The organism is Streptomyces nigra (assembly GCF_003074055.1).
Taxonomy (GTDB): Bacteria; Actinomycetota; Actinomycetes; order Streptomycetales; family Streptomycetaceae; genus Streptomyces; species Streptomyces nigra.
Window position 1 is genome coordinate 1,376,095 of sequence record NZ_CP029043.1, and the last position, 25,972, is coordinate 1,402,066.

Here is a 25,972-nt window from a genome sequence, read left to right on the forward strand (position 1 = left end):
CTGCCCGGCTACAGGGCGACGCCCAGGAGCGCGTCCACGGCGCGGGAGACGACGCCGGGAGCCCCGATGTCCGTTCCGCCGTGCTCCTGCTGTGCGGCGGCCCAGCGGTCGACGGCGGCGAGCGCGGTGGGCGCGTCCAGGTCGTTCGCGAGGGCGTCGCGGATCTCCTCGACCAGCGCCTCGGCGGGCGGTCCGTCGGGCCGGGACACGGCGGCGCGCCAGCGGTCGAGGCGGGCGACGGCGTCCCGGAGCACGTCGTCGGTGTACTCCCAGTCGGCCCGGTAGTGGTGGGCCAGCAGGGCGAGCCGGATGGCGGCCGGGTCGACGCCGTCACGGCGCAGCTGGGACACGAAGACGAGGTTGCCCTTGGACTTGGACATCTTCTCGCCGTGCAGGGCGACCATGCCGGCGTGGACGTACGCCTTGGCCATGGGGAACTCGCCGGTCAGCACCTGGGCGTGGGAGGCGCCCATCTCGTGGTGCGGGAAGGCGAGGTCGGAGCCGCCGCCCTGGACGTCGAAGCCCATGCCGAGGTGGTCGAGGGCGATGGCGACGCACTCGATGTGCCAGCCGGGGCGGCCCCGCCCGAGCGAGCCGCCGTCCCAGCTGGGCTCGCCCGGGCGGGCGGCCATCCACAGCATCGGGTCGAGGGGGTTCTTCTTGCCCGGGCGGTCCGGGTCGCCGCCGCGCTCGGCGGACAGCAGCCGCATGGCGGCGGCGTCCAGGTTGGAGACCTCGCCGAAGTGCGGGTCGGACTCGACGGAGAAGTAGATGTCGCCGTCGAGCTCGTAGGCGGCGCCGGCCTCGCGGAGGCGTTCGACCAGCGGGACGATCCCGGGTATGGCCTCGACGGCGCCGATGTAGTGGCGCGGCGGCAGCATCCGCAGGGCCGTCATGTCCTCGCGGAAGAGGGCGGTCTCCTTCTCGGCGAGGGCAACCCAGTCGACGTTGTCGCGCTCGGCCCGCTCCAGGAGCGGATCGTCGACGTCGGTGACGTTCTGGACGTAGTGGACCTGGCGCTTGGTGTCGAGCCACACGCGCTGCACGAGGTCGAACGCGTTGTAGGTCGCCGCGTGCCCCAGGTGGGTGGCGTCGTACGGGGTGATGCCGCAGACGTAGATACGGGCGACGGGACCGGGGTCGAGGGTGACGAGGCCGCCGGTCGCGGTGTCGTGGATCCTCAGGTCGCGGCCCTGACCAGGCAGGGCGGGGACCTCAGAAGCGGGCCAGGCATGCATGTCATGAGCCTAACCGGACGGATGTTCCGTATACGAACCGGACCGGCCCGGATGGCCGGTAAGGCGTTCTTGCGAGTGGGCGACCGGTGTGCTGCCGACCGCCCGGCCGGGGGGCTACACGGGAGGCCAGGGGATGGCGGGCCAGTCGCCGCCGGGCTGCGGGTGGACGCCGGTGGTCAGAAGATCGGTGACCCGCGCGCGGGTGGCGTCCAACTCGGCGGGGGTGATCAGCTGTGCGAGGCGCGCCGCGAGCGGGCCGCCCTCCCCGAGCCCCTCGTCCAGGGTGCGCAGGACCCGCAGGGCGTCGTCGGTGAACGGCTCCCCCGCCCAGCCCCACAGCAGGGTCCTCAGCTTGTTCTCGACGTTGAAGGTGACGCCGTGGTCGATGCCGTGGAGCCGGCCGTCCGCGGTGGGCAGCAGATGCCCGCCCTTGCGGTCGGCGTTGTTGATCACGGCGTCGAGGACGGCGAGCCGCCGCAGCCGTTCGTCGTCGGCGTGCACGAGGAGGGCGGTGCGGCCCTCGCCGACCTCGGCGAAGCCGATCGCCTTCCAGCCCGGCTCGGGCTCCTCCCCGTCCACCAGGGCGAGGAGCTCTGCCTCGGGTGCCACGTCGATCCACAGCTGGACCATGCCCTCGCCGTACGGGCCGTCGCGGAGCACGGTGGGCGGTACGAGCCCCCAGCCGGTCGCCTCGGAGACCTCGTACGCGGCGACCTCCCGCTGGGCGAGGGTGCCGTCGGGGAAGTCCCACAGGGGCCGCTCGCCGGCGACCGGCTTGTACACGCAGGACGCCTCACGGCCGTCGAGGGCGACGGTGCACAGCAGCGCGGCGTTGGACGCCTCGCGGATGCGGCCGCGCACCGTCAGCTCACCCTCGGTGAGCAGGTCCACGGGGGTCACGCTCCGCGGCGGTATCCGTTCTGGCGCGGACATACGTGTCCTTCCGGGTCGAGCGGGAGGCTGCACAGCGGGCACGGCGGCCGCCCGGCGTTGACGACGTCGAGGGCGCGTTTGGCGAAGGCCCTCGCCTGGGCGCCGGTGAGCCGGACCCGCAGCATCGGGGGGCCGTTCTCCTCGTCCTGGAGGAGCCGCTCCTCGGCCTCGGCGAGGTCCTCATCGGTCTCGGCGTCGAGCTCCACCAGGGCCTGCGCCTCGACGATCATGCGCTGTTCCTCGCCGTCCCAGGCCAGGGCCATGGTGCCGACGCGGAACTCCTCCTCGACGGGGGTCTCCAGCGGATCGGTGTCGGCGATCTCGCTGGGGGCCACGGCGGGGACGGCCGCGCTGCCCCCGCTGCGCCGTACGACCTCGTCGAGCAGTTCATCCATGCGCTCGGCGAGGGCGGCGACCTGCGTCTTCTCCAGGGCCACGCTGGTCACCCGGGGGCCTGCGGTGGCCTGGAGGAAGAACGTACGGCGTCCGGGCAGTCCGACCGTGCCGGCCACGAAACGGTCCGGGGGGTCGTAGAGGAACACCTGACGGGACACGTCCTGTCTCCATGGGGGTCGTGAGTACGGCGGTTCGTGGAAGTCACGGGTGGTGCGGGGGGCGCTGCTTCGACCGCTTCACCCTACTGCGCCGGACGATCACGGTGCGCCCGCGCCGCCTCCGACGGCGGCGTCACCGGCCGCCGGTTCCTCGCGGGGGGCGAGGGACGCGAAGTCGCCGGTGTCCCCGAGGCGCACGAGGAACGGCCTCAGACGGGTGTAACGGATCGCGGTGATGGAACACGGTTCAACGGAGATCCTCTGGAAGAGGTCGAGATGAAGACCGAGTGCGTCCGCGACGAGCGACTTGATGATGTCGCCGTGCGAGCACATGACATAGACGGCGTCGGCGCCGTGGTCGCGCTCCACGCGCGCGTTCCATTCGCGAACGGCCTCGGCGGCGCGGGTCTGCATGGCCCGCATCGACTCGCCGCCGGGGAACGCGGCCGCGGAGGGGTGCGCCTGGACGACGTCCATCAGCGGCTCGTCCTTGAGGTCGGCGAGCTTGCGGCCGGACCAGTCGCCGTAGTGGCACTCGCCGATGCGTTCCTCGGTGTGCGCGGTGAGGCCGGGGCGGGCGTCCAGGAGCGGGCGGATCGTCTCCTGGCAGCGCTGCAGCGGGCTGGTGACGATCTCGGCGATCGGCAGGGCGGCGAGCCGGCCGGGCAGCGCGGCGGCCTGCGCGGCCCCGCGCTCGTCGAGGGCGACGCCGGGCGTCCAGCCGGCGAGCACCCCTTCGGTGTTGGCGGTGGAACGTCCGTGGCGGACCAGGATCAGCGTGGGCATGCCGTCCAGCGTAGGCATACGGGTGGACGCACCCGGGACCGGATGACGGGAGAACACACTCTGTGATCGTCGACTGCGCCATCTACCGTGACGGGCGTCGTGCGGAGGGGCCCCCTCGGGACTTCTCCGACGCCCTCGACATGTGCCGCCTGCGGGACGACGCGTTCGTGTGGATCGGCCTGCACGAGCCGGCCGAGGACGAGTTCGACAAGGTCGCCGAGGAGTTCGGGCTGCATCCGCTGGCCGTGGAGGACGCGCTGAAGGCTCACCAGCGGCCGAAGATGGAGGTGTACGACGACTCGCTGTTCGTGGTCCTCAAGCCGGTCGCCTACGAACCGAAGAGCGATGTGGTCACCGCGGGTGAGGTGATGCTGTTCATCGGCGACTCCTTCGTGGTGACGGTCCGGCACGGCGACGAGGCCCCGCTCGGGGCGGTCCGCGAGCGTCTGGAGCGGGAGCCGGACATGCTGCGGCACGGCCCGACGGCGGTGTTGTACGCGGTCGCCGACGCCGTGGTCGACCACTATCTCGAGGTCGCCGTGGAGCTGGGCGTCGACCTGGAGGAGCTGGAGGCGGAGGTGTTCTCGCCCGAGACGAGCGGCTCGCGGAACACGGCCTCGCGCATCTACGCCTTCAAACGGCAGGTCCTGGAGTTCCGCAGGGCGACGGGCCCGCTGGCGCAGCCCCTGGCCCGGCTCGCCCGGACCGGGCCGGGCGCCACGGAGGTGCCGTTCGTGCGCGACGAGGCGCAGCCGTTCTTCCGGGACGTCAGCGACCACCTCACACGGGTGAACGAGTCCGTGGAGGGCCTTGACCGGCTGGTCTCGGACGTCCTGTCGGCGCATCTGGCGCAGACGGGGGTGCGGCAGAACGACGACATGCGCAAGATCTCCTCGTGGGCGGCCATGGCCGCGCTCCCCACGCTGCTCGCGGGGATCTACGGCATGAACTTCGAGCACATGCCCGAGCTGACCTGGCGGTGGTCGTACCCGGTCCTGCTCGCGGTCATGGCCGCCCTGGAGGTCGCGCTGTACCGGACGTTCAAACGCCGGGGCTGGCTGTAGCGGTCAGGCGAACTCGGGTGCCGAGGTGGCCGGTCCGCCGAGCGCGTCGCGGCGTTGCGGCATCGTCAGCGACACCATGCGCCGCCAGCCCGCGAGCCGTTCCCAGGCGTACACCGCGTGGATGCCCGCGGCGAGCACGGCGGCCTTGGGGCGGGACCAGCCCAGGATGCGGCCCATGTGGTCCATGACCGCGAGGCTGACGTCCCGGTAGATCCGGATCTCGGCGAGGGCGCACTCGCGCAGGGTGCGCTGGATGGCCCGGCCGTGTCCCTGGGCGGCGTAGCGCAGCAGTTCCTCGTGGCAGTAGGCGAGGTGGTTGTCCTCGTCGCCCGAGATCATCCGGACCGCGCGGCCGATGTCGGGGTGGTCGGCGAAGTGCTTGCGCAGCAGTTCCATCTGCTCGGAGGCGCGCTGCTCGGTGACCCTGCTGTGCGCGAGGTAGGTGACGATGTCCTGCACGGTGAGCGGCTGGTCGCTCTTGAGCTTGTCGTGGGCGAGGCCGATGCCGTGCCGCTCCAGCAGCATCGTGTAGTCGGTCTCGGGCGGGACGGGCACCGGTTCGAGGCCGCGCTTCTTCAGCAGGGCGTTGAAGATCCGCCCGTGCTTGTCCTCGTCGGCGCCGTGCCGCGTGATCTTGGGGGCGAGGGCGCGCTCGCTCGGGGGGACGAGCGCGGCGATGCGCGCGTTCTCCCAGCCGCCCTGGGTCTCGCCGCTGGCCGCGATGGAGCAGAACAGCCGGAACGACTCGTCGTTGTCGAGGATCTCCTGGAACAGACTCTTGGCCGAAAGCATCGTGGGGCACCTCTCTCAGGACGCCGCAGGACTCCGCAAAGAACGAGTCAAATGCGGCGAGAGTGGTGCTGCAACAGCTGTGTCGGACAACTGGGCCGAATGAATGACGCGCGGGTGGCTCCGGGGGCGTAACCACCCGGGGTGCGCGCCCGTTGTTCCGGATGACGGCCGTGGCGGGGAAGACCCCCGAGCCCCCACCACGGCCGTAGGAATGTCCGGGGACCGGCCCCCGGGGGTCAGGCGAGGCCGGCGAGCTCCAGGGCCTCGACGCCGGCGCGCAGCGAGGCCAGCCGCTCGTCGAGGGTGAAGCCGGCCGGGGCGAGGGTGAGGGTGGTGACCCCGGCGGCCGCGTAGGCCTTCATGCGGTCGGCGATCCGGTCGACCGAGCCGAGCAGGGTGGTCTGGTCGATCAGGTGGTGCGGGATCGCGGCGGCCGCGCCCTGCTTGTCGCCGGACAGGTACTTGTCCTGGATCTCGGCGGCCTCCCGCTCGTAGCCCATCCGCTGGGCGAGCTGGTTGTAGAAGTTCTGCTTGCGGCTGCCCATGCCGCCGACGTACAGCGCCGTGTAGGGACGGAAGGTGTCGGCGAGGGTGGCCACGTCCTTGTCGTCGCCCACGGCGAGCGGGACGGTCGGGCAGATGTCGAAGCCCTCGAGGGTCTTGCCCGCCTTCTCGCGGCCCGCACGGATGTGCTTGACGGCGGTGTCCTCCAGGTGGTCGGCGGACGGGAAGATCAGCAGGGCGCCGTCGGCGATCTCACCGGTCTGCTCGAGGTTCTTCGGGCCGATCGCGGCGATGTACAGCGGGATGTGCTCGCGCTGCGGGTGCACGGTGAGCTTGAGGGGCTTGCCCGGGCCGCCGGGGAGGGGCAGGGTCCAGTGCTCGCCCTCGAAGGAGAGGCGCTCGCGGGTCATCGCCTTGCGGACGATCTCGACGTACTCACGGGTGCGGGCCAGCGGCTTGTCGAATTTGACGCCGTACCAGCCCTCGGAGACCTGGGGGCCGGAGACGCCGAGGCCGAGCCGGAAGCGGCCGCCGGACAGGGAGTCCAGGGTCGCGGCGGTCATGGCGGTCATCGCGGGCTGGCGGGCCGGGATCTGGAAGATCGCGGAGCCGACGTCGATGCGCTCGGTCCGGGCGGCGACCCAGCTGAGCACGGTGGCCGCGTCCGAGCCGTACGCCTCGGCGGCCCAGCACACGGCGTACCCGAGCCGGTCGGCCTCCTGCGCGACGGCGAGATTGTCCGCGTCCATTCCGGCACCCCAGTAGCCGAGGTTGATCCCGAGCTGCATGGCCGACTCCTCTTACCGATCAGTAACGTCCTGTGTGGGCCAGACCTTAGCGCGGGGGGCCGGTCACGGGGAGGGCGGTGTGGCGGGCGTCGCCCGGCCGGCGGCCCGCACCTCGCCGAAACTGGTCATCCACAGGCCCCCACAGGTCAGGTTCTGGCCAGTAATCTCGGCGTTCATGGAGCAGAGGCATCTCGGCCGCACCGGCCTGCGCGTGTCCCGCATCGGGCTCGGCACCCTCACCTGGGGAAGGGACACCGACGAGCACGACGCCGCGGACCTCCTGAAGACCTTCTGGGAGGCCGGCGGCACCCTCGTGGACACGGCCGACGTGTACGGCGACGGGGAGGCGGAGTATCTGCTGGGCCGGCTCATGGAGGGGCTGGTCCCGCGCCGGGACCTGGTCATCTCGACGAAGGCCGGCAGCGTGCCCGACCCCGACCGCCGGTTCGACGGCTCCCGCGGCCATCTGCTCTCCGCGCTGGACGCCTCGCTGGCCCGCCTCGGCACCGAGTACGTCGACATCTGGCACATCCACGCCTACGACCCGCACACCCCGCTCGACGAGACGCTGCACGCGCTCGACCTGGCGGTGTCCACCGGCCGCGCCCGGTATGTCGGCGTCTCCAACTTCTGCGGCTGGCAGCTCGCCAAGGCGGCCACCTGGCAGCTCGCGGCGCCGGGCACCCGGACCCGGCTGGCGAGCACACAGCTGGAGTACTCGCTGCTGCAGCGGGGCGTGGAGCGCGAGGTGCTGCCCGCCGCGCTCGACCTGGGCGTGGGGCTGCTGCCGTCGTCGCCGCTGGGCCGTGGCGTGCTGACCGGCAAGTACCGCAACGGCACACCGCCGGACTCCCGCGGCGGCTCCGAGCATCTGGCGCCGTTCGTCGCCCCGTACCTCGACGACACGGCGAGCCGCATCGTGGACGCCGTGCAGACGGCCGCCGACGGGCTCGCGGTGTCCCCGCTCCAGGTCGCCCTGGCCTGGGTCCGGGACCGGCCCGGGGTGACCGCGCCCGTGATAGGCGCGCGCACCGCGCAGCAGCTCACGGCCGCGTTGTCAGTGGAGGACCTTAGTCTTCCTGACGAGATCTGCCGGGCGCTCGACGACGTCTCCGCGCCCGTGCACCGCTATCCCGATCACGACTGGAGCACGCTGTGAGCACGGAGCCGCCCGAGACCACGGAGGACGCCGAGCCGGGGACGCCGGCGACCGGCGACGAGCCGGTCGGCGCCGCAGAGGCGGAGGGCACCGCGCCCGCGGCGGACACGGCCGACGACGCCGAGGCGAAGAAGCTGTCGGAGGCCGAGGCCGAGCTCGCCGCCCAGCGCCTGGAGCGCGAGCGGATCGAGCGGCGCAAGGCCGAGAAGCAGGGGCCCGTGGCCGCCGGGGCCAAGCTCAGCGGAAAGGCCGCGGACCTGCTGGCCGCGGTACGGGCCGTGGAGAGCGGCGCCAAGCCGGCGGCCACCGTGTTCAGCGAGCCGGAGCCGCCGCGCCGCCCCGCACCCGAGCCGGTGCGCCGGCCCGAGCCCGTGGCCGAGCCGGCGGCGCCCGCGGGGCCCGCGCCGGAGAGCGTCGAGGCGGTGCGGGGCGTGCTGGCCGAGGGCGGCGCCCCGGAAGGGCTGGCCCCGCAGGTGGCGGCTGCCCTCGGAGAGACGGCCGAGCAGGCGCTGCGGGAGGACCCGTGGCAGCTGCTGCGGGTCGCGGGCGTACGGCCCGAGCAGGCGGACGGGTTCGCGCGGGCGCTGCTCGGCGCCGAGTGCGCGCCGGACGACGAGCGGCGCGGGCGGGCTGTCACCGGCTGGCTGCTGGAGCAGGCGGCGCTCGCCGGGCACACGGCGCTGGAGCTGCCCGCGCTGACGGCCGCGCTGGCCCGGCAGGGCGTGCCCGACCCGGACGCGGCCGTGCAGGACACGCTGGCCGAGGGCGACGCGCTGGCCTTCCAGGACGCCCTGGACGAGCCCGGTGCCCCCGCCGTGACGAGCGGGGAGACGGGCGAGGACGGGGAGGAGGAGCGGCCCGTCCGCGTCCTCGTCGGCCTGGAGCGGTACGCCCTCGCCGAGGAGAGCCTCGCCGACGGACTGGCCCGGCTGATCAACTCCGTGCCCAAGCAGGACGGTGCGGCCGAGGAGTGGGAGCGCGCGGCGTCCGGTGCGGGCTCCGCCGCCGAGCTGATCCGCGCGGTCGCCGCGCACGGCCTCGTCCTGCACACCGGTGGGGAGGCGTCGCTGGCCGAGCCGGCGGCTCTGCTGCGGGCGGCGGATTCGCTCGGGCTGCGGGCCTGGGCGGCCGCGCACACCCCGGTCGGGCGGGACCGCTTCGCGGCCCTGGCGCGCGGGGCGGTGGAGGGCGAGGCAGCGGAGGGCGAGGCCGGGCGGACCGTGGCGACCGTCGCCAGGCTGCTCTCCGGCGTGGAGGGTCCCGGCCGGGACGCGGACGGCGCCCTCGACCTCGATCTGCTGATCGTGCTGGACGCGCCGCTGCTCGATGTCGAGACCGCGGCCCTGCTGACCGAGTCGCTGCCCGACGGGGCCCGGCTGGTTCTGGCCGGGGACCCCGGAGTGCTGTGGTCGGCGGGCCCTGGCCGGGTGTTCGCCGATCTGCTGGCGGCGCGTGTCTGCCCGCAGCTCGCCTCGCGGCGGCCGGACCCCGGCCCGCTGGGCGAGCTGGTGTCGGGCATCGGCATCGGCGAGCTGAACCAGGTGGAGGCCCCCGGCAAGGAGGTCGTCATCGTGCCGGTCCGGGACGCGGGCGAGGCCGTGCACCGCACGGTGCAGCTTGTCGCGGACTCGGTGCCGCGGGCGTTCGGCGTCCCGTCCGAGGAGACCCAGGTGATCACGCCGGGGCACGGCGGCGCGGCCGGTACCCGCGCGCTCAACGCCGCCCTGAAGGCGCGGCTCAACCCCGGTCCGGGCCGCTTCGGCGGCTTCGACCCCGGGGACCGCGTCGCCTACTCCCCCGCGCCGGGCCGTACGGTGCCGGGGCGGGTGGTCGGGGCCGACGCCGAGGGACTGCGCCTGACCTGCGCGGGCGAGGACGTCGTCGTACCGAAGGAGCGGGTGGAGCGGTCCGTGCGGCACGGCTGGGCGCTCACCGCGCACCAGGCCGCGGGGGGCCGGTGGCCGGCGGCGGTCGTCGTCCTGCCCGGTGACGCCACCCAGGCGCTGAGCCGCCCCTGGGTCTACACGGCCTTCAGCCGCGCCGACCGGCATCTGTCCGTCGTCCACGGCGCGGAGCAGGCCCTGCCCCAGGCCGTCGCCGAGATCCCGGCGAAGCCGCGCACGACCCGGCTGCCGGCACTGCTGCAGCCGCAGGTGCCGACGCCGGCCTGACGGTCCGCCCACGACGACGGCGGCCACGGAGAGTGTCTCCGTGGCCGCCGTCGTCTGTGCGGGGTGTCGCGGGGTATCGCGGGGTGTACCTCAGCGCCGGTCCGCGTCCAAGGGCTCGACCTCGTCGTCCTCGACCGCTTCGACCTCGTCATCGTCGTCGTCGACATCGACGTCGTCCAGGTCGTCGTCGAAGACGGTGCTCACGTCGAAACGGCAGATCACGCGCTGCGGGTCGGCGCCGTCGAAGGGCGCCTCCAGCCACTCGCCGGGGTCGGCCTGCTCGTCCGAGGCGGTCACCCAGAGCGTCGAGTCGCCCTCCTCCAGGCCGAACTCCTTGTGCCGGGAGGCGATCTCGTCCGGTTCGAACTCGCCGAACAGCACCCCCAGCGCTCCGTGCACGGTGCCCGAGGCCTCCGTGTCCGCGCCGTCCTCGAAGTCCGCCGCCTCGATCCGCTCGGCCTGGGCCCGCAGCCGCTGTGGCTCCACCACGGAGTAGTCGCGCCGGATCAGCACGCTCACCGCGCTCGGCTCCTCGGGGCCCGTGTACGGGGGAAGCGCGTCCTCGGCGCCGGGGATCTCGAACGGGGTGACCTCGTCGTAACGGTCGTAGAGCAGCTCGTCGTAGACCTCGGCGGCGGCGGCCAGTTCGTTGAACGCCTCGTAGACGGCCGGGTCGTCCTCACCCGACCGGCGTTCGACGGCCGCCAGGTGGCGGTCGAGCGCGGTCTTGACAGCCTCGGCGGCGGCGCGTACCTCGGCAGCGGTGGGCTGCACAGCATCAGACATAGTGCAGACGCTATCCGTACCGGGCCCCAGCCCGCACAATAGATGCGATGCCGGAATACGAATTTGTCGACGTGTACGTGCCGCGCGGGGTCTCCCGCAAGGACGCCACACGACTGCTGACGGACCATGCCGAGTACGGACACTGGGAGTTGGACCGCCTGAGTCTGCTGCGCGACGGCAGCCGCAGGGTGCGGCTGCGTCGCCGGATCATTCGCCAGGTGCGGGCCACCTGGTGACCTGAATCACAGAAAAGACGGATCAAGTCAAGACGATCCAGACCAGACGGATCCGACAAGACGGAAAATCGAAGCGGGCCCCGCATGGACGGGGCCCGCTGTGTTCGCACTCTCTCAATCCTGGACCTGGACCTTGGGCCTCAAGCCGACTGCCGGGCCTTGCGGTACAGGACCGCGCCCGCGAGCAGCGCGCCGGCGCCGACGGGCAGGACGAGGCCCATCGGGAGGTCGCTGCCGGTGGCGGCGAGCTCGGCGTCGCCCTGGGGCTGGGTGACGAAGTGGGCGCCCGGCTGGTTGCCGTGCGAGCCGCCGCCCGGGGTGTTCGGCTCCTCGGGCGTACCGGGGTTGCCGGGCTCGCCGGGGTTACCCGGCTCTCCCGGGTTGCCGGGCTCACCCGGGTTCCCCGGCTCACCGGGATTGCCAGGGTTGCCAGGGTTGCCGGGCTCACCAGGGTTCCCGGGGTTGCCCGGAGTTCCCGGGTTCCCGGGGTTGCCCGGCTCCTCGGGCGAACCGGGCGGGTTCTGGTGGCCGCCGCCGTTGGCGCAGTCGTTGCCCTCGGCCGCGTTGCCGATGCCGATGACGTCCACCGTGTTGCCGCAGACGTTGACCGGTACGTGCACCGGCGCCTGGACGTGGTTGCCGGAGCCGATGCCCGGCGAGTCACTGGCGTGCCCGTCGGCCTCGGCACCGGAGCCGCCCTGGTTGGCGCAGCTGTTGCCCATCGCGGGGTTGAGGATGCCCACCACGTCGACGGTGTTGCCGCAGACGTTGACCGGCACGTGCACCGGCGCCTGCACCGTGTTGCCCGACAGCACGCCGGGCGAGTGGGACGTGGAGCCGTGCGCACCCGAGCCGGTGGCGTGCGCGGCGCCGCCCGCGGCCGCGATGACCCCGGTCGCCGCCGCCACGGTCATCAGGCCCTTGCGGGTGACCTGTCGCATTGCTGAATACCTGCCTTCGACCTTGTTCCGAGAGGACACGTCGGGAGATCGGCCGACGCACCGATGAGACCGGTCGGCCCCGGAGCGCATGGCACGCGCTCCGGGGCCGACGGCTCAGCCCTGGTCACAGGGCGAGACACAACGTCACTTGTTGATGCAGGTGTTGCCGAAGGCGGGGTTCAGCAGCCCGATCACGGAGACCGTGTTGCCGCAGACGTTCACGGGGACGTGAATCGGAGCCTGAACGACGTTGCCGGACAGGATGCCCGGGGAGTGCACGGCGGCACCCTGGGCACCGGAGTCGGCAACGGCCAGGCCCGCGCCCGCGAGAACCAGCCCACCGGTGGCAGCCGCAGCAGCGACGACCTTCTTGATCATTGTTCCTCCTTGTTGGCAATGCGATCTCACTTGCTGATCGCATCACCTGTAACGAGGAGCGGTGAATAGAGCTACGACCCTATGAGCGTGTTCACCCGTTGAGATCACAGGCTGTACGCCTGGACGAATTAAGGGCCGTCCCGCGAGGCCTCTACGAGGCGTCGATGAACCGGTCGAGCACGCGCACGCCGAACCGCAGGCCGTCGACCGGGACGCGCTCGTCGACGCCGTGGAACATGCCGGCGAAGTCCAGCTCCGGGGGGAGCTTCAGCGGGGCGAAGCCGAAGCCGCGGATGCCGAGGTCGTCGAAGGACTTGGCGTCGGTGCCGCCGGAGAGCATGTACGGGATGGCCTTGGCCGCCGGGTCCTCCGCGACCAGCGCGGACTGCATCGCGGCCACGAGGGCGCCGTCGAAGCCGGTCTCGACGGCCTTGTCGGCGTGCACGTCCTCGCGGCGCACGTTCGGGCCGAGGATCCGGTCGAGGTCGGCCAGGAACTCCTCCTCGTGCCCGGGCAGGAAGCGGCCGTCGACATGGGCGGTGGCCTCGCCGGGGATGACGTTGACCTTGTAACCGGCGTTCAGCTGGGTCGGGTTGGCCGTGTTGCTGAGAGTGGCGCCGATGAGCTTCGCGATGCCGCCGAGCCGGGCGAGGGTGCCCTCCATGTCCTCCGGGTCGAGCTCGGTGCCGAGCGCGTCGCCGAGCTCGTCGAGGAAGGCGCGGGTGGTCTTGGTGACGCGGACGGGGAACTTGTGGCGGCCGAGGCGGGCGACGGCCTCCGACAGCTCGGTGATCGCGTTGTCCCGGTGGATCATCGAGCCGTGCCCGGCGGTGCCGGCCACGGTCAGCTTCATCCAGTGCATGCCCTTCTCGGCCGTCTGGATCAGATAGAGCCGCCGCTCCTCGCTCACCGTGAACGAGAAGCCGCCGACCTCGCTGATGGCCTCCGTGACGCCCTCGAAGAGGTCGGGGTGCTCGTCGACGAGGAACCGGGCGCCGTAGGTGCCGCCCGCCTCCTCGTCGGCGAGGAACGCGAGGACGATGTCCCGCGGGGGCTTGCGGCCGCTGCGCAGCCGGTCGCGGACGACCGCCAGGGTCATCGCGTCCATGTCCTTCATGTCGACGGCGCCGCGCCCCCAGACACAGCCGTCGGCGATCTCGCCGGAGAACGGGTGGTGCGTCCAGTCGTCGGCGTTGGCCGGTACGACGTCGGTGTGTCCGTGGATGAGCAGGGCGGGCCGGGACGGGTCCTCGCCCTCGATGCGCGCCACGGTGGAGGCGCGTCCCGGGTGCGACTCGAAGATCTTCGGTTCCAGACCCACCTCGGCGAGCTTCTCGGCGACGTACTCGGCCGCCGCGCGCTCGCCGGGGCCGGAGTGGTCGCCGTAGTTGCTGGTGTCGATGCGGATCAGCTCGCGGCAGAGGTCCACGACCTCGTCCTCGCCGGTGACGTTCCTGGTCGTGTCCGTCTCGCTCACGCTGCTTCCTCCCGCGGTGTCACTGCTGGTGGGTCCCCCTCATCCTCCCTCTCCGCCGGGCGCGGCCCAAGACCGGCCGCGCCTCGTCACACGCCGTTCACGCCGCCCCGGGGGGTGATCGGGGACCCCTCGAAAGCCTGGTAGTGTTTTCTCTGTCGCCGCGAGGGAGACCCGCGCGACAGACACCTTGTCCGGGTGGCGGAATGGCAGACGCGCTAGCTTGAGGTGCTAGTGCCCTTTATCGGGCGTGGGGGTTCAAGTCCCCCTCGGACACAGATCGAACAGCCCCTCCTGGTGAGGGGCTGTTCGTCGTTTCCTGTCACACGTCCAAAGGGGCGGGACGCCATCTCGCCGGCTCCAGGTGCGCTCCGATCGGTTGGGCCGGTTCGGGGGTGGCCTTGTCCATCACCTCAAGCCGCTCCGCGCAGTGCTTCTCGCACCACTCCCGTTGATCGAGTGCCATGGCGAGTTTGAGCAGCCACAGGTGCGCCGACTCGCGGTCCGCCAACTCCGTATCCGTTTCGATACGACGTAGGAGGAGCGTCAGCACCCGGCTCATGCCGGTGACGCCGCGCACCCGCTCGTCGCCCTCAAGGGCGATGCTCAGGTCGTCGGCGAAATGTCTGGACGTCAGCCCCAGCAGCGTAACGACGATCACCGCCAACTGCTCGTCCGCGACCCTGGCGAGCACCCGGCAGGCGACGACGAGCAGGCACAAGCGGGTGCGGTCGTCCCGGTCGCCGTACCTATTGAGGACGTCTGCGTCGACCAGCGTCCACACCGTGTCGCTGACGAAGTCGACGGGAAGCAGCTCACTCTCCCCCGACAGCCTCTGGGCGATCAGCGTGACGACGCGTCGCCTGGTCGAGGGGCTCAGGGCGTCGAGGGAGCTCAGACATGCCTCATAGCGCGCCATGAGGTCGCGGGCGGGCGCGGGCGGGCACAGCAGCAGGGAGATCAACGCATACGCGGAGGACGTGGCACGGCCGAAGGAATCGACGACACAGGTCCCGATGAGGTCGTCCAGTTCCTCGAATACCGCGAGCGCCGGCTCGAGCGAGGTCTCCACGTCCCGGTCGTACAGGAGGCGCGCGCGTCGTAGGGCGTCGAGCCGTTCCTGCGGAGGTAGGACCTCGTCCCGATCCAGTCGTGTCCGCCCTTGCGGCCCTGACGAGGACTCCAGCACCCAGGCCGCCCGGCTCGCAGTGGGGGGCATTTCGTGCCGACCGAGGCACAGGGCGATGTCACGGACCTCTTCGCCAGTACCGGAGGCTGCTTGCTGGGGCACGCTGCCCACGGCGCGCGCGAAGGCGTCCCAGGCTTCCGGCTGGAGCTGAGATTTCCACAGCAGGGCGTGCTCGTTCCAGCGCGTCGCCGGGTCCGTACCGGCGGCCAGGAGCTCGGAGAAGAGGATGATCTCTCCGGGCGCCAGGGCTAGCAGGAGCAGGTTTGCGCTGTAGCAGGCGTGTCGGTAGGTGACGCGGGCGGCTTTCGGGGTGTAGCCGCTGCGGCTGTCGGGGCGCCGTTCGTCCAGAGAGAACTGATAGAGGGGGCGGACCGTGTCCCAGGAAGGCAGAAGATCGCGCAGATTCTCGATGATCTGTGCTCGGTCGGTCAGCGGCGCATAGGACAGCAGGTCGAAGAGCAGACCTTCGTACGGGCCCTGGTCGGGGCAGCGGAGCAGAGTGCGGGCGATCTTCCGAGCGACCATGTGCTCGCCGAACGTGGCGTGCAAGAACTCGTACCAGCGCCGGTCGGTCCCGTCCTCGAAGGTGGCTTTGGCCTCGTGGATGAAGAAGAACCGACCGAAGAGCAGCTTGGCCTCCGGGCAGGCGGCTCGACTGTCGGGAGCTCTCAGGAACTCCAGGTCGTACCGGACCTCAGCAGCGCTGACCCCCTGGCGGCCGCGGTTGAACATGGCGACCGCCACGACGGACAGCAGGTCGAGTTCGTTCTCGATCCGCTCTTCGAGGGCTTCCGGGCGGAGCCGGGGCTCCAGTTTGATGATCTGGCGTCGCACGAAGAGGCGCAGGAGGCGCTCGTAGAGATCGACCCGGCTCATGGTGGTGGGGTCGGCCGGCTGGATGCCCGCCGTGTGTTCGACGCTGTGATAGAGGGCGAGCATGAGCAGCAGCAGCGGTTGAGTAGCGAGGTCCGGGTGCAGGGAATAGCCGATGTCGGGGCCGAGCGGTGTCAGTCCGTGGCGGCGGAAGTAGCTTGAGTTGATCGCGTTCCATGTGTCCGTCCAACGGGCGATGCGGGCGCTGTCGAAGGGCTCCAGCCGGATGATGACGCCGCCGTCCGGGAAGTGCGCCTGGTCGGCCACGACAGTGCGACTGGTGACGATCGCGGCCACCGGACGGCCGTTCTCCGCAGACGCCTGCTGGAACTCCGCGATGGCGTCCAAATAGCCCCAGTGATCGGCGCCGCCGGCCTGGAGCAACTCGTCGAACCCATCGAAGATCAGTACGGGCAGCACGCCTGGGGATGATTCGACCACAGTGTCCCAGCTGACGTCCTTGAGAGTGGCCTGCCGCAGCGCCTCGTCGATCTGTTCCAAGACTCCGGCGTCAGCTGCGACGTTGCGCAGTTCGATCCTCAGGGGAAGGTAGTCCTCGGGCGGCAGCCGGGCGGCGAGAAGCCGGGTGAGCAGTGATTTGCCGGCTCCTGGATCGCCCAGCACGATGAGGGGGCGGTTGACCGTGGGGAATGCCGTCAGATGGCCGGCGAGAAAGCCCTGGATCTCTTCGCGCAACGGGCGGGTGCTCCACCACGCGTTGACGTGAGGCATGGCTCCCGGCGCTTGAACCGTGGTGCGGAAGGCCGGGTTGACGTAGCCCTTGCCCAGCATGGGGATCCTGGGCCGGGGGGCGTCGTCCCCCATCCCCTCGATGGGCGAGATCGGACGGCGGAGGTCATGGCGGTAGATCGCCGACAACCGCGCGGGCCAATCGCCCGGCACCATGTCGCGCGACAAGGCCCGGAGGAGCGTCTCAAGGCCATCGAGACCGTCGTGCTGGGTATGCAAGTCCCGGTAGAGGGACTCCAGGCGTTCGCGTGTTTCTCCGGTCGGACAGGCATTCAGGGCCGCTGCGGCCGCAGGCCCGTCCTGCATGCCGGCCCAGACGAAGAGCTCCGGACACTCGGCCGCCAGTTCGGCCAGTCTGCCCTCATACAGGGCGGTGGCTCTCGCGGCGGCTTGACGGACCTGTTCCGGCGTGGCTTCGGGCGCCCACTGGGAGGCGAACTCCGTGTAGCCGTCCAGTACTTGTCCGTGGTGGTCGCTGTAAAGGACGCTGGCCACAGGTAGCGGCCCAGCGATGGCCCCGTCGCCGAAGATGGCGTCGAACAGCTCTGACAATGCTGTCGTATCGCTGTACTGTTCGTCGCCCTGTCCGAGGTCGAACGCCAGGCCGTGTACCACGCCCTCCAGCAGCACGACGGTGTGGGCGGCGCTCAGCAGCACGACACGGTGAAGGTGGCAGGCGCAGCGCACTCTGGCGCCAAGACCGGCCAACAGACGCCGAGCGAGGTCCTCGAGCCACGCGCGAAAGGCGTCCCGTCCAGCCGCCGAGTCCAGCTCGTGATCGAAGAGGATGTCCGCGTCCCGGCGCAGTACAGGGTGCCGACCGGTCAGCACGCGTGCGGCAGCACGGTACGAGCCCGACGGCCAGCCATCGCCGGAGAGTTCCCGAATGTGTGCGCGAAAGCGATTGTCCTCGTACTCGTCCGCGCAGACCGAGCATATGGACGATCGGTCCGGATCCCCGGACGGTGGCGTCGGGTCCGTGCGTGGCGCCCTGTTCACCTGGGCGGCGACGAAGTCCAATTCCGCCTGCAGGTCCGTCAGCCGTCTGCGCCAGTAGTCGAGTTGGGTACCCTCACCGCATTCGGTCACGATCGTTCTGATCGTGACCCAGTCCGGAGCATTGGCCCGTTTCCCGTTGAGCAGCTCGGACAGGCCTGACGCGCCGATGCCCAGCCGTCGAGCCAGAAGCTTCCGGTTGACGTCGTGGTCCTCGACCATCCTCTTCAGCGGACGCCAGAAGGCGGCCATCAGGTCACTGCGGGACACGTGGTGCTCCCTGGTCCATGCGGCGGGCGATGTCCCTTCCCGCCGCCACGAGGCGTAAGGGGAGCCTTTCGCACGGCAGGCCGAAGTCCCCTGACTCACCAGGCTATTGCGCGAAATGTGTCAGGCCGGGCCATCGGTGGAAGGAACGCGACCTTTCTTGTCGGCGCCGGTTCGGCACCGTTCGCCAGGACCGGCCCCGAACACCCTCCTGGCCTGCTTCGTTTCCCTCGGCATCGGCCCTTTTCTGCGTTCGGCCCGGGAGGCGGGCCGGCAGGTGATGGTGGTGCGGCCGGCCGGCACGTCATCGTACGGAGCACTAGGAGGATGTCATGGCGAGGATCACCTTGCGGAGCGCGGTCGTGCTGGGGGCCGCCGGCACGGCGGGGAGCGCTGCGGGGAGCATGGTCGAGACGCTGGGCCAGCCTGTGGGGGCGGGCCCTGTGGTCGCCGGGCTGGTGGCGCTGTGGGTGGCCGAGAAGCTGGACCGCCTGATCGCCGGCGAGGAGGACGGAAGCTGAGGTACCGGGGCCGGCGCACCCCGGGTGGGCCGGCCCCCGCCCCACCGGCACAATGGGGGTCATGTCCCGACGTGCCGCCCGCCCCGCCTCCCCGTCCCGGTCCACGGGCGGGTGCCCGTGCGGGCTTTCCGGTTCCTACGAGGCCTGCTGCGGGCGGTTCCACTCCGGTGCGGGCGCCGCGCCGACCGCCGAGGCGTTGATGCGGTCGCGGTACAGCGCGTTCGTACGGGGCGATGTGCCGTATCTCCTGCGCACCTGGCATCCGCGGACGCGGCCGGGGCGGCTGGAGCTGGATCCCGGGATGCGGTGGACCGGCCTGGAGATCCTCGACGCCAGGGACGGTACGGCGTTCCACACCACGGGGACGGTGACGTTCCGGGCGTCGTACCGCGGCGGGTCGCTGCACGAGCGCAGCCGGTTCGAGCGGGTGGACGGCGCCTGGGTGTACGTGGACGGGGAGTTCCTCGACTAGCGCGTCTACGGGGCCAGGATGTCGAGTTCCTGGAGGGCACCGACCGTGATCTCGCGGGTGAGGTGCTCGGCGCGGACGGCGTCGCCCGCGCGGACCGCCTCGGCGACCTGGACGTGCAGGGTGACCGCCGCCGGGTCGGGGTCCTCGAACATGACCTCGTGATGGGTGCGGCCGGCCAGGACCTCCGCGACGACGTCGCCGAGCCGGGCGAACATCTCGTTGCCGGAGGCGTTGAGGATGACGCGGTGGAACGCGACGTCGTGGAAGAGATAGCCCTCCAGCTGGTGGCCGCGCGAGTGGGCGACCATACCGAGGGCGCACTCGGTGAGTTCGGCGCACTGCTCGGCCGTGGCGTGCTTGGCGGCGAGGCCCGCGGCCACGGGTTCGACGGCGGAGCGCAGCACGGTGAGCGAACGGAGCTGGTGGGGGCGGTCGGCGCCGGCCAGCCGCCAGCGGATGACCTGGGGGTCGTAGACGTTCCACTCCGCCTTGGGGCGGACGGTGACGCCGACGCGGCGGCGGGACTCGACCAGGTGCATCGACTCCAGGACGCGTACCGCCTCGCGCATCACGGAGCGTGAGACGTCGAAGCGCTGGGCGAGTTCGTCCGTGCGCAGGACACTGCCCGGCGGGTACTCACCCGCGGTGATCGCGGGGCCGAGGGAGTCCAGTACTCGGCCGTGCAGCCCCCGGCCCGTTGTGCTCATGCACTCAGCGTACGGGCCGGATCACAGGAACAAAAAGTCAGACTTATATGTCACACACTCTTGATTAGTCGTACCTAATGAGTTTCAGTGTCGGTCGACATCACGTGTCGACGAGGACAGACAGTGAGGCAGCGATGAACACCCCCCATGTCGTCGTGGTCATGGGCGTCGCGGGCACCGGGAAGACCACCATCGGTCCCCTGCTCGCGGCCCGCCTCGGCGTTCCCTACGCCGAGGGCGACGACTTCCACTCCGAGGCCAACATCTCCAAGATGTCGGCCGGCACTCCGCTCGACGACGACGACAGGTGGCCGTGGCTCGACGCCATCGGCGCCTGGGCGCACCGAAGGGCCGGGCTCGGCGGAGTGGTCAGCTGCTCGGCGCTGAAGCGCTCGTACCGCGACCGGTTGCGGGCCGCCGCACCGGACGTCGTGTTCGTGCACCTCGCGGGTGACCGCGCGGTGATCGAGGACCGGATGTCGCACCGGCAGGGGCACTTCATGCCGACCGCGCTGCTCGACTCCCAGTTCGCCACCCTCCAGCCGCTCCAGGAGGACGAGGCGGGAGTCGCCGTGGATGTGGCCGGCACCCCCGAGGAGATCACCGAACGGGCCGCCAGGGCTCTGTCGGCGCTCCCCGAGCCGACCGCGTAACCCTCCCCTCCCCACCCCCCGTACCTGCAAGGGAAATCCCCGTGACCAGACTCAGCGTCGAGATGCTGGCAGCGGACCCCGTCGAGCCGATCACCTCGGCGGGACACGCTCAGCTCGGTGTCGCCGTCCTCTTGGGCATCGCCGTCATCGTGCTGCTCATCACCAAGTTCAAGCTCCACGCCTTCCTGTCCCTGACCCTCGGGTCGCTGGTGCTCGGCGCGATCGCCGGGGCACCGCTGGACAAGGTCATCGCCAGCTTCACCACGGGCCTCGGCTCCACGGTGGCGGGCGTCGGCGTACTGATCGCCCTGGGCGCCATCCTCGGCAAGATGCTCGCCGACTCCGGGGGTGCCGACCAGATCGTCGACACGATCCTCGCGAAGACCGGCGGCCGTTCGATGCCGTGGGCCATGGTGCTGATCGCGTCCGTGATCGGACTGCCCCTGTTCTTCGAGGTCGGCGTCGTCCTGCTGATCCCCGTCGTGCTGATGGTCGCCAAGCGCGGCAACTACTCGCTGATGCGCATCGGCATCCCGGCGCTGGCCGGTCTGTCCGTGATGCACGGCCTGGTCCCGCCGCACCCCGGTCCGCTGGTCGCGATCGACGCGGTCGGCGCCAACCTGGGCGTCACGCTGGCGCTCGGTGTCCTGGTCGCGATACCGACCGTGATCATCGCCGGTCCGGTGTTCTCGAAGTTCGCCGCGCGCTGGGTGGACGTCCCGGCGCCGGAGCGGATGATCCCGCAGCGTGTCAGCGAGGACCTGAAGAAGCGTCCCGGCTTCGGCGCCACCCTGGCGACGATCCTTCTGCCGGTCGTCCTGATGCTGTCCAAGGCGCTGGTCGACATCGTCGTGGACGACCCGGAGAACACCGTCCAGCGGGTCTTCGACGTCGTCGGCTCGCCGCTGATCGCCCTGCTCGCCTCCGTGATCGTCGGCATCTTCACGCTGCTGGCGCCGGCCGGGTTCGGCAAGGAGCGCATCTCGCCGCTGGTCGAGAAGGGGCTCGCGCCGATCGCGGGCATCCTGCTGATCGTCGGTGCGGGCGGTGGCTTCAAGCAGACGCTGATCGACACCGGTGTGGGCCAGATGGTCCTGGACATCTCCAAGGACTGGTCGATCCCCGCGCTGCTGCTGGCCTGGCTGATCGCGGTGGCGATCCGGCTGGCGACGGGTTCGGCGACGGTGGCGACGGTATCCGCGGCCGGTCTGGTCGCCCCGCTCGCGGCCGACATGTCGACCACGCACACGGCCCTGCTCGTCCTGGCCATCGGCGCCGGCTCGCTGTTCTTCAGCCATGTCAACGACGCCGGGTTCTGGCTGGTGAAGGAGTACTTCGGGCTGAACGTCGGCCAGACCATCAAGACCTGGTCCGTCATGGAGACGATCATCTCGGTCGTGGCCGGCGGCACGGTCCTGCTGCTCTCGCTGATCCTGTAGCGGCACGGCGACTCCGGTCCACCCGCTCCTCGGCACGGCGTCACCGGTGTCGAGGGGCGGGTGGGCCTGCTCCTGACGTCTTCATGGCTTCCCCCGGAGCGCGAAGAGACCGATGATGTGGTGATCCCCCGGAGGCCGCCGCGGCCGTCGGGGGCACGGACGTCGGGGGGTGTCATGGCGGTTTCCCTCGGGATGCGCATCTCGGGGCTGCTGTTCGTCGGCGCGGTGGCGGTGGCCGCCGCCGCGTTCACGGAGACGGGCGGCGACCGCGCGGGCGGTGGGGCCGGTGGCGGTCCGGCGGTGACGGCCGAGCCCTCCGCGAGTCCGGCCTCGCCCTCCTCCTCCCCCGCGGCCCGTCAGCGCCCCGAGGGGCACATCGGGGCACCCGCACTCACCGGCGTCCCCGGCGCCGTCGCGGGCGGCGGTTCGGTACGCCGCTCCGCGGATCCCGCGCCCGCCCCGTCCCCGACCCGCGTCGCGGCACCGGCCTGGCTGCCGCCGGGCCCCGGCTCACCCGACGCCGACGGCACCGCCGACCCGGCGAGCGTCTACGACCGGCTCCGGGACCCCGCCACGTGCGGGACCGCTCTGAACGGCGTCCCGGAGGGGGCAGCCGGTGACGAGTGGACGCTGCTGCGGGCCCTGTCCTCGGCCTGTCGGGCCGTACAGGGCGAGGGCGGCGACTGGGAACAGGCGAGCCGGGACCACGCGGCCCTGGCAGGTGCGGTCCAGTCCTGCAAAGGACGCGCCGCCTACGCCGTACTGGGCGGCCTCCTCGACTTCCACCGGCGCAACCCCGGCACCACGGTCCGGCTGCGCCCCTCGGCAGGCGGAACCCCGGCGTGCGGCTACCGGATCACCGGGGTCGACACGGGCGGCGACGGCACGGCACGCCCCGCCGACGTGATCGGCATCGAACTGACGGACCCGTACTTCGACCCGGCCGAGCTGCCGGGGGCGGCGACGGTGACGGTGGGCGGCCGCCAGGTGCCGGGCGCCCCGCTCCTGGGCCCGCGCGGCGGCGGCACGGTGGTCCTGTCGGTCCTGGTCCCGGCCCTGGACCCGGGCGCGGCGGACGTGACCGTCCGATACGGCGACACCGAGGTCCGCCTCCCCCAGGCCTTCACGGTCCCGCCCCCACCGACCGCGCCCACCGGCCCGGACCCGGCCCCCGACGCGGGCCCCGACCAGGAGGGCGAGACGGAGGGACCGGCCGGGGGTGAGGTATCCGGGCTCGGCTCGGTCGACGTGACCGGGCCATAGGCCGCTGCGGCGGTGCTACGGCCGCCGCAGGTGAGGCCTCAGGAGCGCCACAAGGAGTGTTCCCGTTCTGCCCAGGCGCGGCTGACCGAGCCCGTGCGTAGGCCTCGGCGGGCCTCCGGGTCGGCCAGGGCCATGCCGATGTGGGCGGCCAGGACGATGCCCAGGGTGAGGGCGAGCCAGTCGTGGACGAAGGTGGCGCTGGTGCGCCAGCGCAGTGGGGTGAGGTCGGTGAACCACATCAGCAGACCGGTGCCGAGCATCACCAGGGTCGCGCCGGCGAGCCAGTTGGCGTAGATCTTCTGGCCGGCGTTGAACTTGCCCGCCGGGCGGGAGCCGGGGCGGCGGTCGCGGCGCAGGGCGGCGCGGAGCCAGGTCCGGTCGTGGGGGCCGAAGCGGTTGAGGAAGCGCAGGTCGCGGCGGAAGGCGCGGGAGGCGAGGCCGGCCAGGGCGGGCACCGGCAGGGCGAGGCCCGTCCACTCGTGGACGCGGACCACGAGTTCGCGGCGGCCCACGAGCTCGGCGAGCTGCGGGACGTAGAGGCAGGCCGCCGTCGCCACGCACACGCCCATCAGCGCGGCGGTGGCCCGGTGCACCCGGCGTGCGGCCGGGGTGAAGCGGCGGACGTCGGTGGCCGGGCGGGGTGTGTCAAGTCGTCGGGTCATCGTCCCGTCCGTTCGAGCGGCCGACCCAGGCGTCGACGTCGTAGCCCCGCTCCTCCCAGTAGCCGGGCCGCACGTCCCGGGTGACCGTGATGCCGGAGAGCCACTTGGCGGACTTGTAGAAGTACATGGGGGCGACGTAGAGGCGCGCGGGGCCGCCGTGGGCGTGACTCAGGTCCTCGTCCCGCATGCGCAGGGCGACCAGGACGTCGGAGCGGCGGGCCTGGTCGAGGGTGAGGCTCTCGGAGTAGGCGCCGTCGAAGCAGGTGAAGCGCACGGCGCCCGCTCCGGGGCGCACACCGGCGGCGTCGAGCAGCTCGGACAGCCGCACGCCTTCGAAGGGGGTCGCGGGGACCCGCCAGCCGGTGACGCACTGGACGTCGCGGACCAGCCGGGTCTGCGGAAGGGCCCGCAGGTCGGCCAGCGAGTAGGAGCGGGGGCGGTCGACGAGGCCGCCGACGGTCAGGCGGTAGTCGGTGGCGCCCTTGCGGGGGACGGAGGAGGTGACCGAGTAGTAGCGGAAGCCGCCGCCGTTGGGCAGCAGGTCCGTCAGGCCGGTGGGGTCCTTGTCGGACGCTCCGGCGAGGAAGGACTCCAGGCCGCGTTGCAGGGTGGGCGCGGTGACCACGCCGAGGACGCCGAGTCCGAGGGTGCCGAGGAGCACGCGGCGGCCGACGGGCCTGCCCTGTTCTTCCTCGCCGTCGTCCTCGGGGGCGCCGGGCTGTTCGGGGTTCACCTCCTCATTCGAACACCCGCGGCCCGGACGGGGCCAGGGATCGCGGGTGTTCGTCAGAGTTCCGTCATCTCTCGCGAAGGACGGCCGTTACGGGGTCTCCTCCGCGGCCTTGTCGAGCTGGAACGCCTCGTTGCCGAGCCCGATGCGTGCGTGCCGTTCGGGGGTGCGGGAGCGCAGCAGCAGGCCCTGGACCACCCCGGCGGCCAGCGCGAGGAGGATGACCGAGGGCAGGATCCAGGCCAGGGCGGAGCCGGGTCCTGCGCCGATCAGGACGTCGAAGTCCTTGACCGTGTAGACGACGATGAAGAGCAGCGCCAGGACGGACAGCGCGGAGGCGGCGAGCCGCCAGAACTGGGCCGCCACGGCACCGCGCCGGACGAAGAAGGCGATCACGGAGACCGAGGCGGCGGCCATCAGGGCGGTGACGCCGAGCGCGCCGAGGCTGCCCATCCAGGTGAAGAGGTGCAGGACGGGCGCGGTGGGGTCGCCGGCCGGCTTGTCGTCGGTGAGCGCGAAGGCGGCGACGGCGAGGACGGAGACCCCGGTCTGCAGGAGGGAGCCGGTGCCGGGGGCGCCGCTGACGCCGCTGGTGCGGCCGAACGCGGCGGGCAGCAGTCCCTCGCGCCCCATGGCGAAGGCGTAGCGGGCGACGACGTTGTGGAAGCTGAGCATGGCGGCGAACATGCCGGTCACGAACAGCACGTGCAGGACGTCGGTGAAGGTCCCCCCGATGAGGTCCTCGGTGAGGAAGAAGAGCATGCCGGCGCTCTGCTCCTGGGCGGTGCCGACGACGGCGGACGGCCCGGTGGCGACGGTGTACGCCCAGCAGCTGATCGTGTAGAACACCGCGATGCCGCCGATGGCCAGGAACATCACGCGGGGCACGAGGACGTGCGGGCGGCTGGTCTCCTCGGCGTAGACGGGTGCCTGCTCGAAGCCGAGGAAGGCGGCGACGCAGAAGCACAGGGCGGTTCCGATGCCGGCGCCGGTGAGGGTGTCGGGGTTGAAGGCGTGCAGCGACAGGCCCTCCTTCGCGGGGTCGGAGATCGCGGCGACGTCGAAGATGACGACGAGGGCGACCTCGATGACCAGCAGCACGCCGAGCACGCGCGCGTTGAGGTCGATCTTCAGCCAGCCCAGCGCGCCGACGGCGAGCGCGGCGAGCAGCGCCGGTATCCACCAGGCGATCTCGAGGTCGAGGTAGGTGGCGAAGAGCCCGGAGACCTCGAAGCCGAAGATGCCGTAGATGCCGACCTGGAGGGCGTTGTAGGCGACGAGCGCGACCATCGCCGCTCCGGCGCCGGCCGTGCCGCCCAGGCCCCGGGAGATGTAGGCGTAGAAGGCGCCGGCGTTGTGGACGTGCCGGCTCATCTCGGCGTAGCCGACGCTGAAGAGCGCGAGGACGAGGCCGAGGATGACGAACAGCAGCGGCTGCCCGAGGATCCCCATCACCCCGAAAGTCGTGGGCATGACACCCGCGACGACCATGAGGGGCGCGGTCGCGGCGAGGACGGAGAGCAGCAGGCCGGTGGTGCCCAGCCGGTCGGCGCGCAGGGCGCGGTCCTGCCCCTTGAACGTACTGATCCCGCCGCTGTCCGCGGTGGCGCTGCTGGTGCTGGAACTGCCCGTCGTCATCGAATGTC

Annotated in this window: 24 protein-coding genes and 1 tRNA gene; 10 read left to right on the top strand and 15 right to left on the bottom strand. The window is 71.7% G+C overall.

The genetic code is table 11. From position 1 onward, the window contains the following. Positions 1 to 8 precede the first annotated feature (8 nt). The 4 genes from mshC to DC008_RS06385 form a co-directional block, all read right to left on the bottom strand. Positions 9 to 1,238 carry a cysteine--1-D-myo-inosityl 2-amino-2-deoxy-alpha-D-glucopyranoside ligase gene (gene mshC, locus DC008_RS06370; protein ID WP_108706093.1) on the bottom strand — a complete coding sequence of 410 codons (1,230 nt, stop codon included), beginning with the start codon at positions 1,236 to 1,238 and terminating at the stop codon, positions 9 to 11. Positions 1,239 to 1,352: 114 nt separating this feature from the next. Next, a complete protein-coding gene (locus DC008_RS06375) occupies positions 1,353 to 2,171 on the bottom strand; it encodes an SCO1664 family protein (protein ID WP_108706094.1) in 819 nt (272 codons plus the stop codon). Continuing rightward, entirely contained in the window at positions 2,135 to 2,725 is a 591-nt protein-coding gene (locus DC008_RS06380; protein ID WP_108706095.1) for a DUF3090 domain-containing protein, read from the bottom strand. Before DC008_RS06380 ends, DC008_RS06375 begins: the two co-directional genes overlap by 37 nt. Before the next feature lie 99 nt (positions 2,726 to 2,824). Then, positions 2,825 to 3,511, bottom strand: a complete 687-nt coding sequence (locus DC008_RS06385) for a histidine phosphatase family protein (protein WP_108706096.1) — start codon at positions 3,509 to 3,511, stop codon at positions 2,825 to 2,827. 62 nt (positions 3,512 to 3,573) lie between these two features. Between DC008_RS06385 and corA the strand changes: the two genes are divergently transcribed. Next, positions 3,574 to 4,575, top strand: coding sequence for a magnesium/cobalt transporter CorA (corA, locus tag DC008_RS06390; protein ID WP_108706097.1), 1,002 nt, complete (start codon positions 3,574 to 3,576; stop codon positions 4,573 to 4,575). A 3-nt stretch (positions 4,576 to 4,578) separates the two neighbouring features. Here corA and DC008_RS06395 read toward each other — a convergent pair whose 3' ends face one another. Both DC008_RS06395 and DC008_RS06400 read right to left on the bottom strand, forming a co-directional pair. After that, positions 4,579 to 5,367: a ferritin-like domain-containing protein gene (locus DC008_RS06395; protein ID WP_108706098.1), complete on the bottom strand. Its 789-nt coding sequence runs from the start codon at positions 5,365 to 5,367 to the stop codon at positions 4,579 to 4,581. 236 nt (positions 5,368 to 5,603) lie between these two features. Next, on the bottom strand, positions 5,604 to 6,659 hold the full coding sequence (locus DC008_RS06400) for an LLM class F420-dependent oxidoreductase (RefSeq protein ID WP_108706099.1): 1,056 nt from the start codon (positions 6,657 to 6,659) through the stop codon (positions 5,604 to 5,606). 175 nt (positions 6,660 to 6,834) lie between these two features. On the opposite strand from DC008_RS06400, the gene DC008_RS06405 reads away from it, so the two are divergent. Together DC008_RS06405 and DC008_RS06410 are read left to right on the top strand one after the other, a co-directional pair. Further along, positions 6,835 to 7,818 (top strand): aldo/keto reductase, encoded by a 984-nt coding sequence (locus tag DC008_RS06405; protein WP_055622851.1) that lies wholly within the window; start codon positions 6,835 to 6,837, stop codon positions 7,816 to 7,818. After that, the gene (locus DC008_RS06410; RefSeq protein ID WP_108706100.1) at positions 7,815 to 9,989 is read left to right on the top strand and encodes a helix-hairpin-helix domain-containing protein; all 2,175 of its coding nucleotides are present in this window, start codon (positions 7,815 to 7,817) and stop codon (positions 9,987 to 9,989) included. Before DC008_RS06405 ends, DC008_RS06410 begins: the two co-directional genes overlap by 4 nt. Positions 9,990 to 10,079: 90 nt before the next feature. On the opposite strand, the gene DC008_RS06415 is transcribed toward DC008_RS06410, so the two are convergent. After that, positions 10,080 to 10,775 (bottom strand): hypothetical protein, encoded by a 696-nt coding sequence (locus DC008_RS06415; protein WP_108706101.1) that lies wholly within the window; start codon positions 10,773 to 10,775, stop codon positions 10,080 to 10,082. A gap of 47 nt (positions 10,776 to 10,822) precedes the next feature. On the opposite strand from DC008_RS06415, the gene DC008_RS06420 reads away from it, so the two are divergent. Beyond that, a complete protein-coding gene (locus DC008_RS06420) occupies positions 10,823 to 11,011 on the top strand; it encodes a DUF5703 family protein (protein WP_005485166.1) in 189 nt (62 codons plus the stop codon). Between the two features lie 140 nt (positions 11,012 to 11,151). Here the strand turns inward: DC008_RS06420 and DC008_RS35670 are convergent, their stop codons facing one another. The 3 genes from DC008_RS35670 to DC008_RS06440 all read right to left on the bottom strand — a co-directional run bounded on the left by DC008_RS35670 (position 11,152) and on the right by DC008_RS06440 (position 13,807). Further along, positions 11,152 to 11,952: a chaplin gene (locus DC008_RS35670; RefSeq protein WP_208645816.1), complete on the bottom strand. Its 801-nt coding sequence runs from the start codon at positions 11,950 to 11,952 to the stop codon at positions 11,152 to 11,154. 144 nt (positions 11,953 to 12,096) lie between these two features. Further along, a complete protein-coding gene (gene chpH / locus DC008_RS06435; RefSeq protein WP_055622847.1) occupies positions 12,097 to 12,330 on the bottom strand; it encodes a chaplin ChpH in 234 nt (77 codons plus the stop codon). Between the two features lie 151 nt (positions 12,331 to 12,481). Further along, positions 12,482 to 13,807: a M20/M25/M40 family metallo-hydrolase gene (locus DC008_RS06440; RefSeq protein WP_108706102.1), complete on the bottom strand. Its 1,326-nt coding sequence runs from the start codon at positions 13,805 to 13,807 to the stop codon at positions 12,482 to 12,484. 188 nt (positions 13,808 to 13,995) lie between these two features. Here DC008_RS06440 and DC008_RS06445 point away from each other — a divergent pair. After that, positions 13,996 to 14,081: transfer RNA gene (locus DC008_RS06445), tRNA-Leu, on the top strand. A 45-nt stretch (positions 14,082 to 14,126) separates the two neighbouring features. Here DC008_RS06445 and DC008_RS06450 read toward each other — a convergent pair. Further along, positions 14,127 to 17,882 carry an NACHT domain-containing protein gene (locus tag DC008_RS06450; protein WP_108706103.1) on the bottom strand — a complete coding sequence of 1,252 codons (3,756 nt, stop codon included), beginning with the start codon at positions 17,880 to 17,882 and terminating at the stop codon, positions 14,127 to 14,129. Between the two features lie 329 nt (positions 17,883 to 18,211). Between DC008_RS06450 and DC008_RS06455 the strand changes: the two genes are divergently transcribed. Both DC008_RS06455 and DC008_RS06460 read left to right on the top strand, forming a co-directional pair. Continuing rightward, positions 18,212 to 18,400, top strand: a complete 189-nt coding sequence (locus DC008_RS06455) for a hypothetical protein (protein WP_108706104.1) — start codon at positions 18,212 to 18,214, stop codon at positions 18,398 to 18,400. Positions 18,401 to 18,452: 52 nt separating this feature from the next. Next, positions 18,453 to 18,872 (top strand): YchJ family protein, encoded by a 420-nt coding sequence (locus DC008_RS06460; protein WP_425276531.1) that lies wholly within the window; start codon positions 18,453 to 18,455, stop codon positions 18,870 to 18,872. A gap of 5 nt (positions 18,873 to 18,877) precedes the next feature. On the opposite strand, the gene DC008_RS06465 is transcribed toward DC008_RS06460, so the two are convergent. Beyond that, positions 18,878 to 19,579 (bottom strand): FadR/GntR family transcriptional regulator, encoded by a 702-nt coding sequence (locus DC008_RS06465; RefSeq protein ID WP_108706106.1) that lies wholly within the window; start codon positions 19,577 to 19,579, stop codon positions 18,878 to 18,880. Positions 19,580 to 19,713: 134 nt separating this feature from the next. Here DC008_RS06465 and DC008_RS06470 point away from each other — a divergent pair, with 134 nt between their 5' ends. From DC008_RS06470 to DC008_RS06480, 3 genes are all read left to right on the top strand, one after another. Beyond that, positions 19,714 to 20,232, top strand: coding sequence for a gluconokinase (locus DC008_RS06470; protein WP_055622843.1), 519 nt, complete (start codon positions 19,714 to 19,716; stop codon positions 20,230 to 20,232). Between the two features lie 41 nt (positions 20,233 to 20,273). Next, on the top strand, positions 20,274 to 21,671 hold the full coding sequence (locus DC008_RS06475; protein WP_108706107.1) for a GntP family permease: 1,398 nt from the start codon (positions 20,274 to 20,276) through the stop codon (positions 21,669 to 21,671). A 174-nt stretch (positions 21,672 to 21,845) separates the two neighbouring features. After that, the gene (locus tag DC008_RS06480) at positions 21,846 to 22,934 is read left to right on the top strand and encodes a hypothetical protein (RefSeq protein ID WP_123953988.1); all 1,089 of its coding nucleotides are present in this window, start codon (positions 21,846 to 21,848) and stop codon (positions 22,932 to 22,934) included. 38 nt (positions 22,935 to 22,972) lie between these two features. Here the strand turns inward: DC008_RS06480 and DC008_RS06485 are convergent, their stop codons facing one another. The 3 genes from DC008_RS06485 to DC008_RS06495 all read right to left on the bottom strand — a co-directional run bounded on the left by DC008_RS06485 (position 22,973) and on the right by DC008_RS06495 (position 25,964). Further along, positions 22,973 to 23,596: a cytochrome b/b6 domain-containing protein gene (locus DC008_RS06485; RefSeq protein ID WP_108706109.1), complete on the bottom strand. Its 624-nt coding sequence runs from the start codon at positions 23,594 to 23,596 to the stop codon at positions 22,973 to 22,975. Further along, the gene (locus DC008_RS06490; RefSeq protein WP_108706110.1) at positions 23,580 to 24,329 is read right to left on the bottom strand and encodes a molybdopterin-dependent oxidoreductase; all 750 of its coding nucleotides are present in this window, start codon (positions 24,327 to 24,329) and stop codon (positions 23,580 to 23,582) included. The genes DC008_RS06485 and DC008_RS06490 overlap by 17 nt, the downstream gene beginning before the upstream one ends. Before the next feature lie 87 nt (positions 24,330 to 24,416). Further along, the gene (locus DC008_RS06495; RefSeq protein WP_108706111.1) at positions 24,417 to 25,964 is read right to left on the bottom strand and encodes an APC family permease; all 1,548 of its coding nucleotides are present in this window, start codon (positions 25,962 to 25,964) and stop codon (positions 24,417 to 24,419) included. Between the last annotated feature and the right edge of the window lie 8 nt (positions 25,965 to 25,972).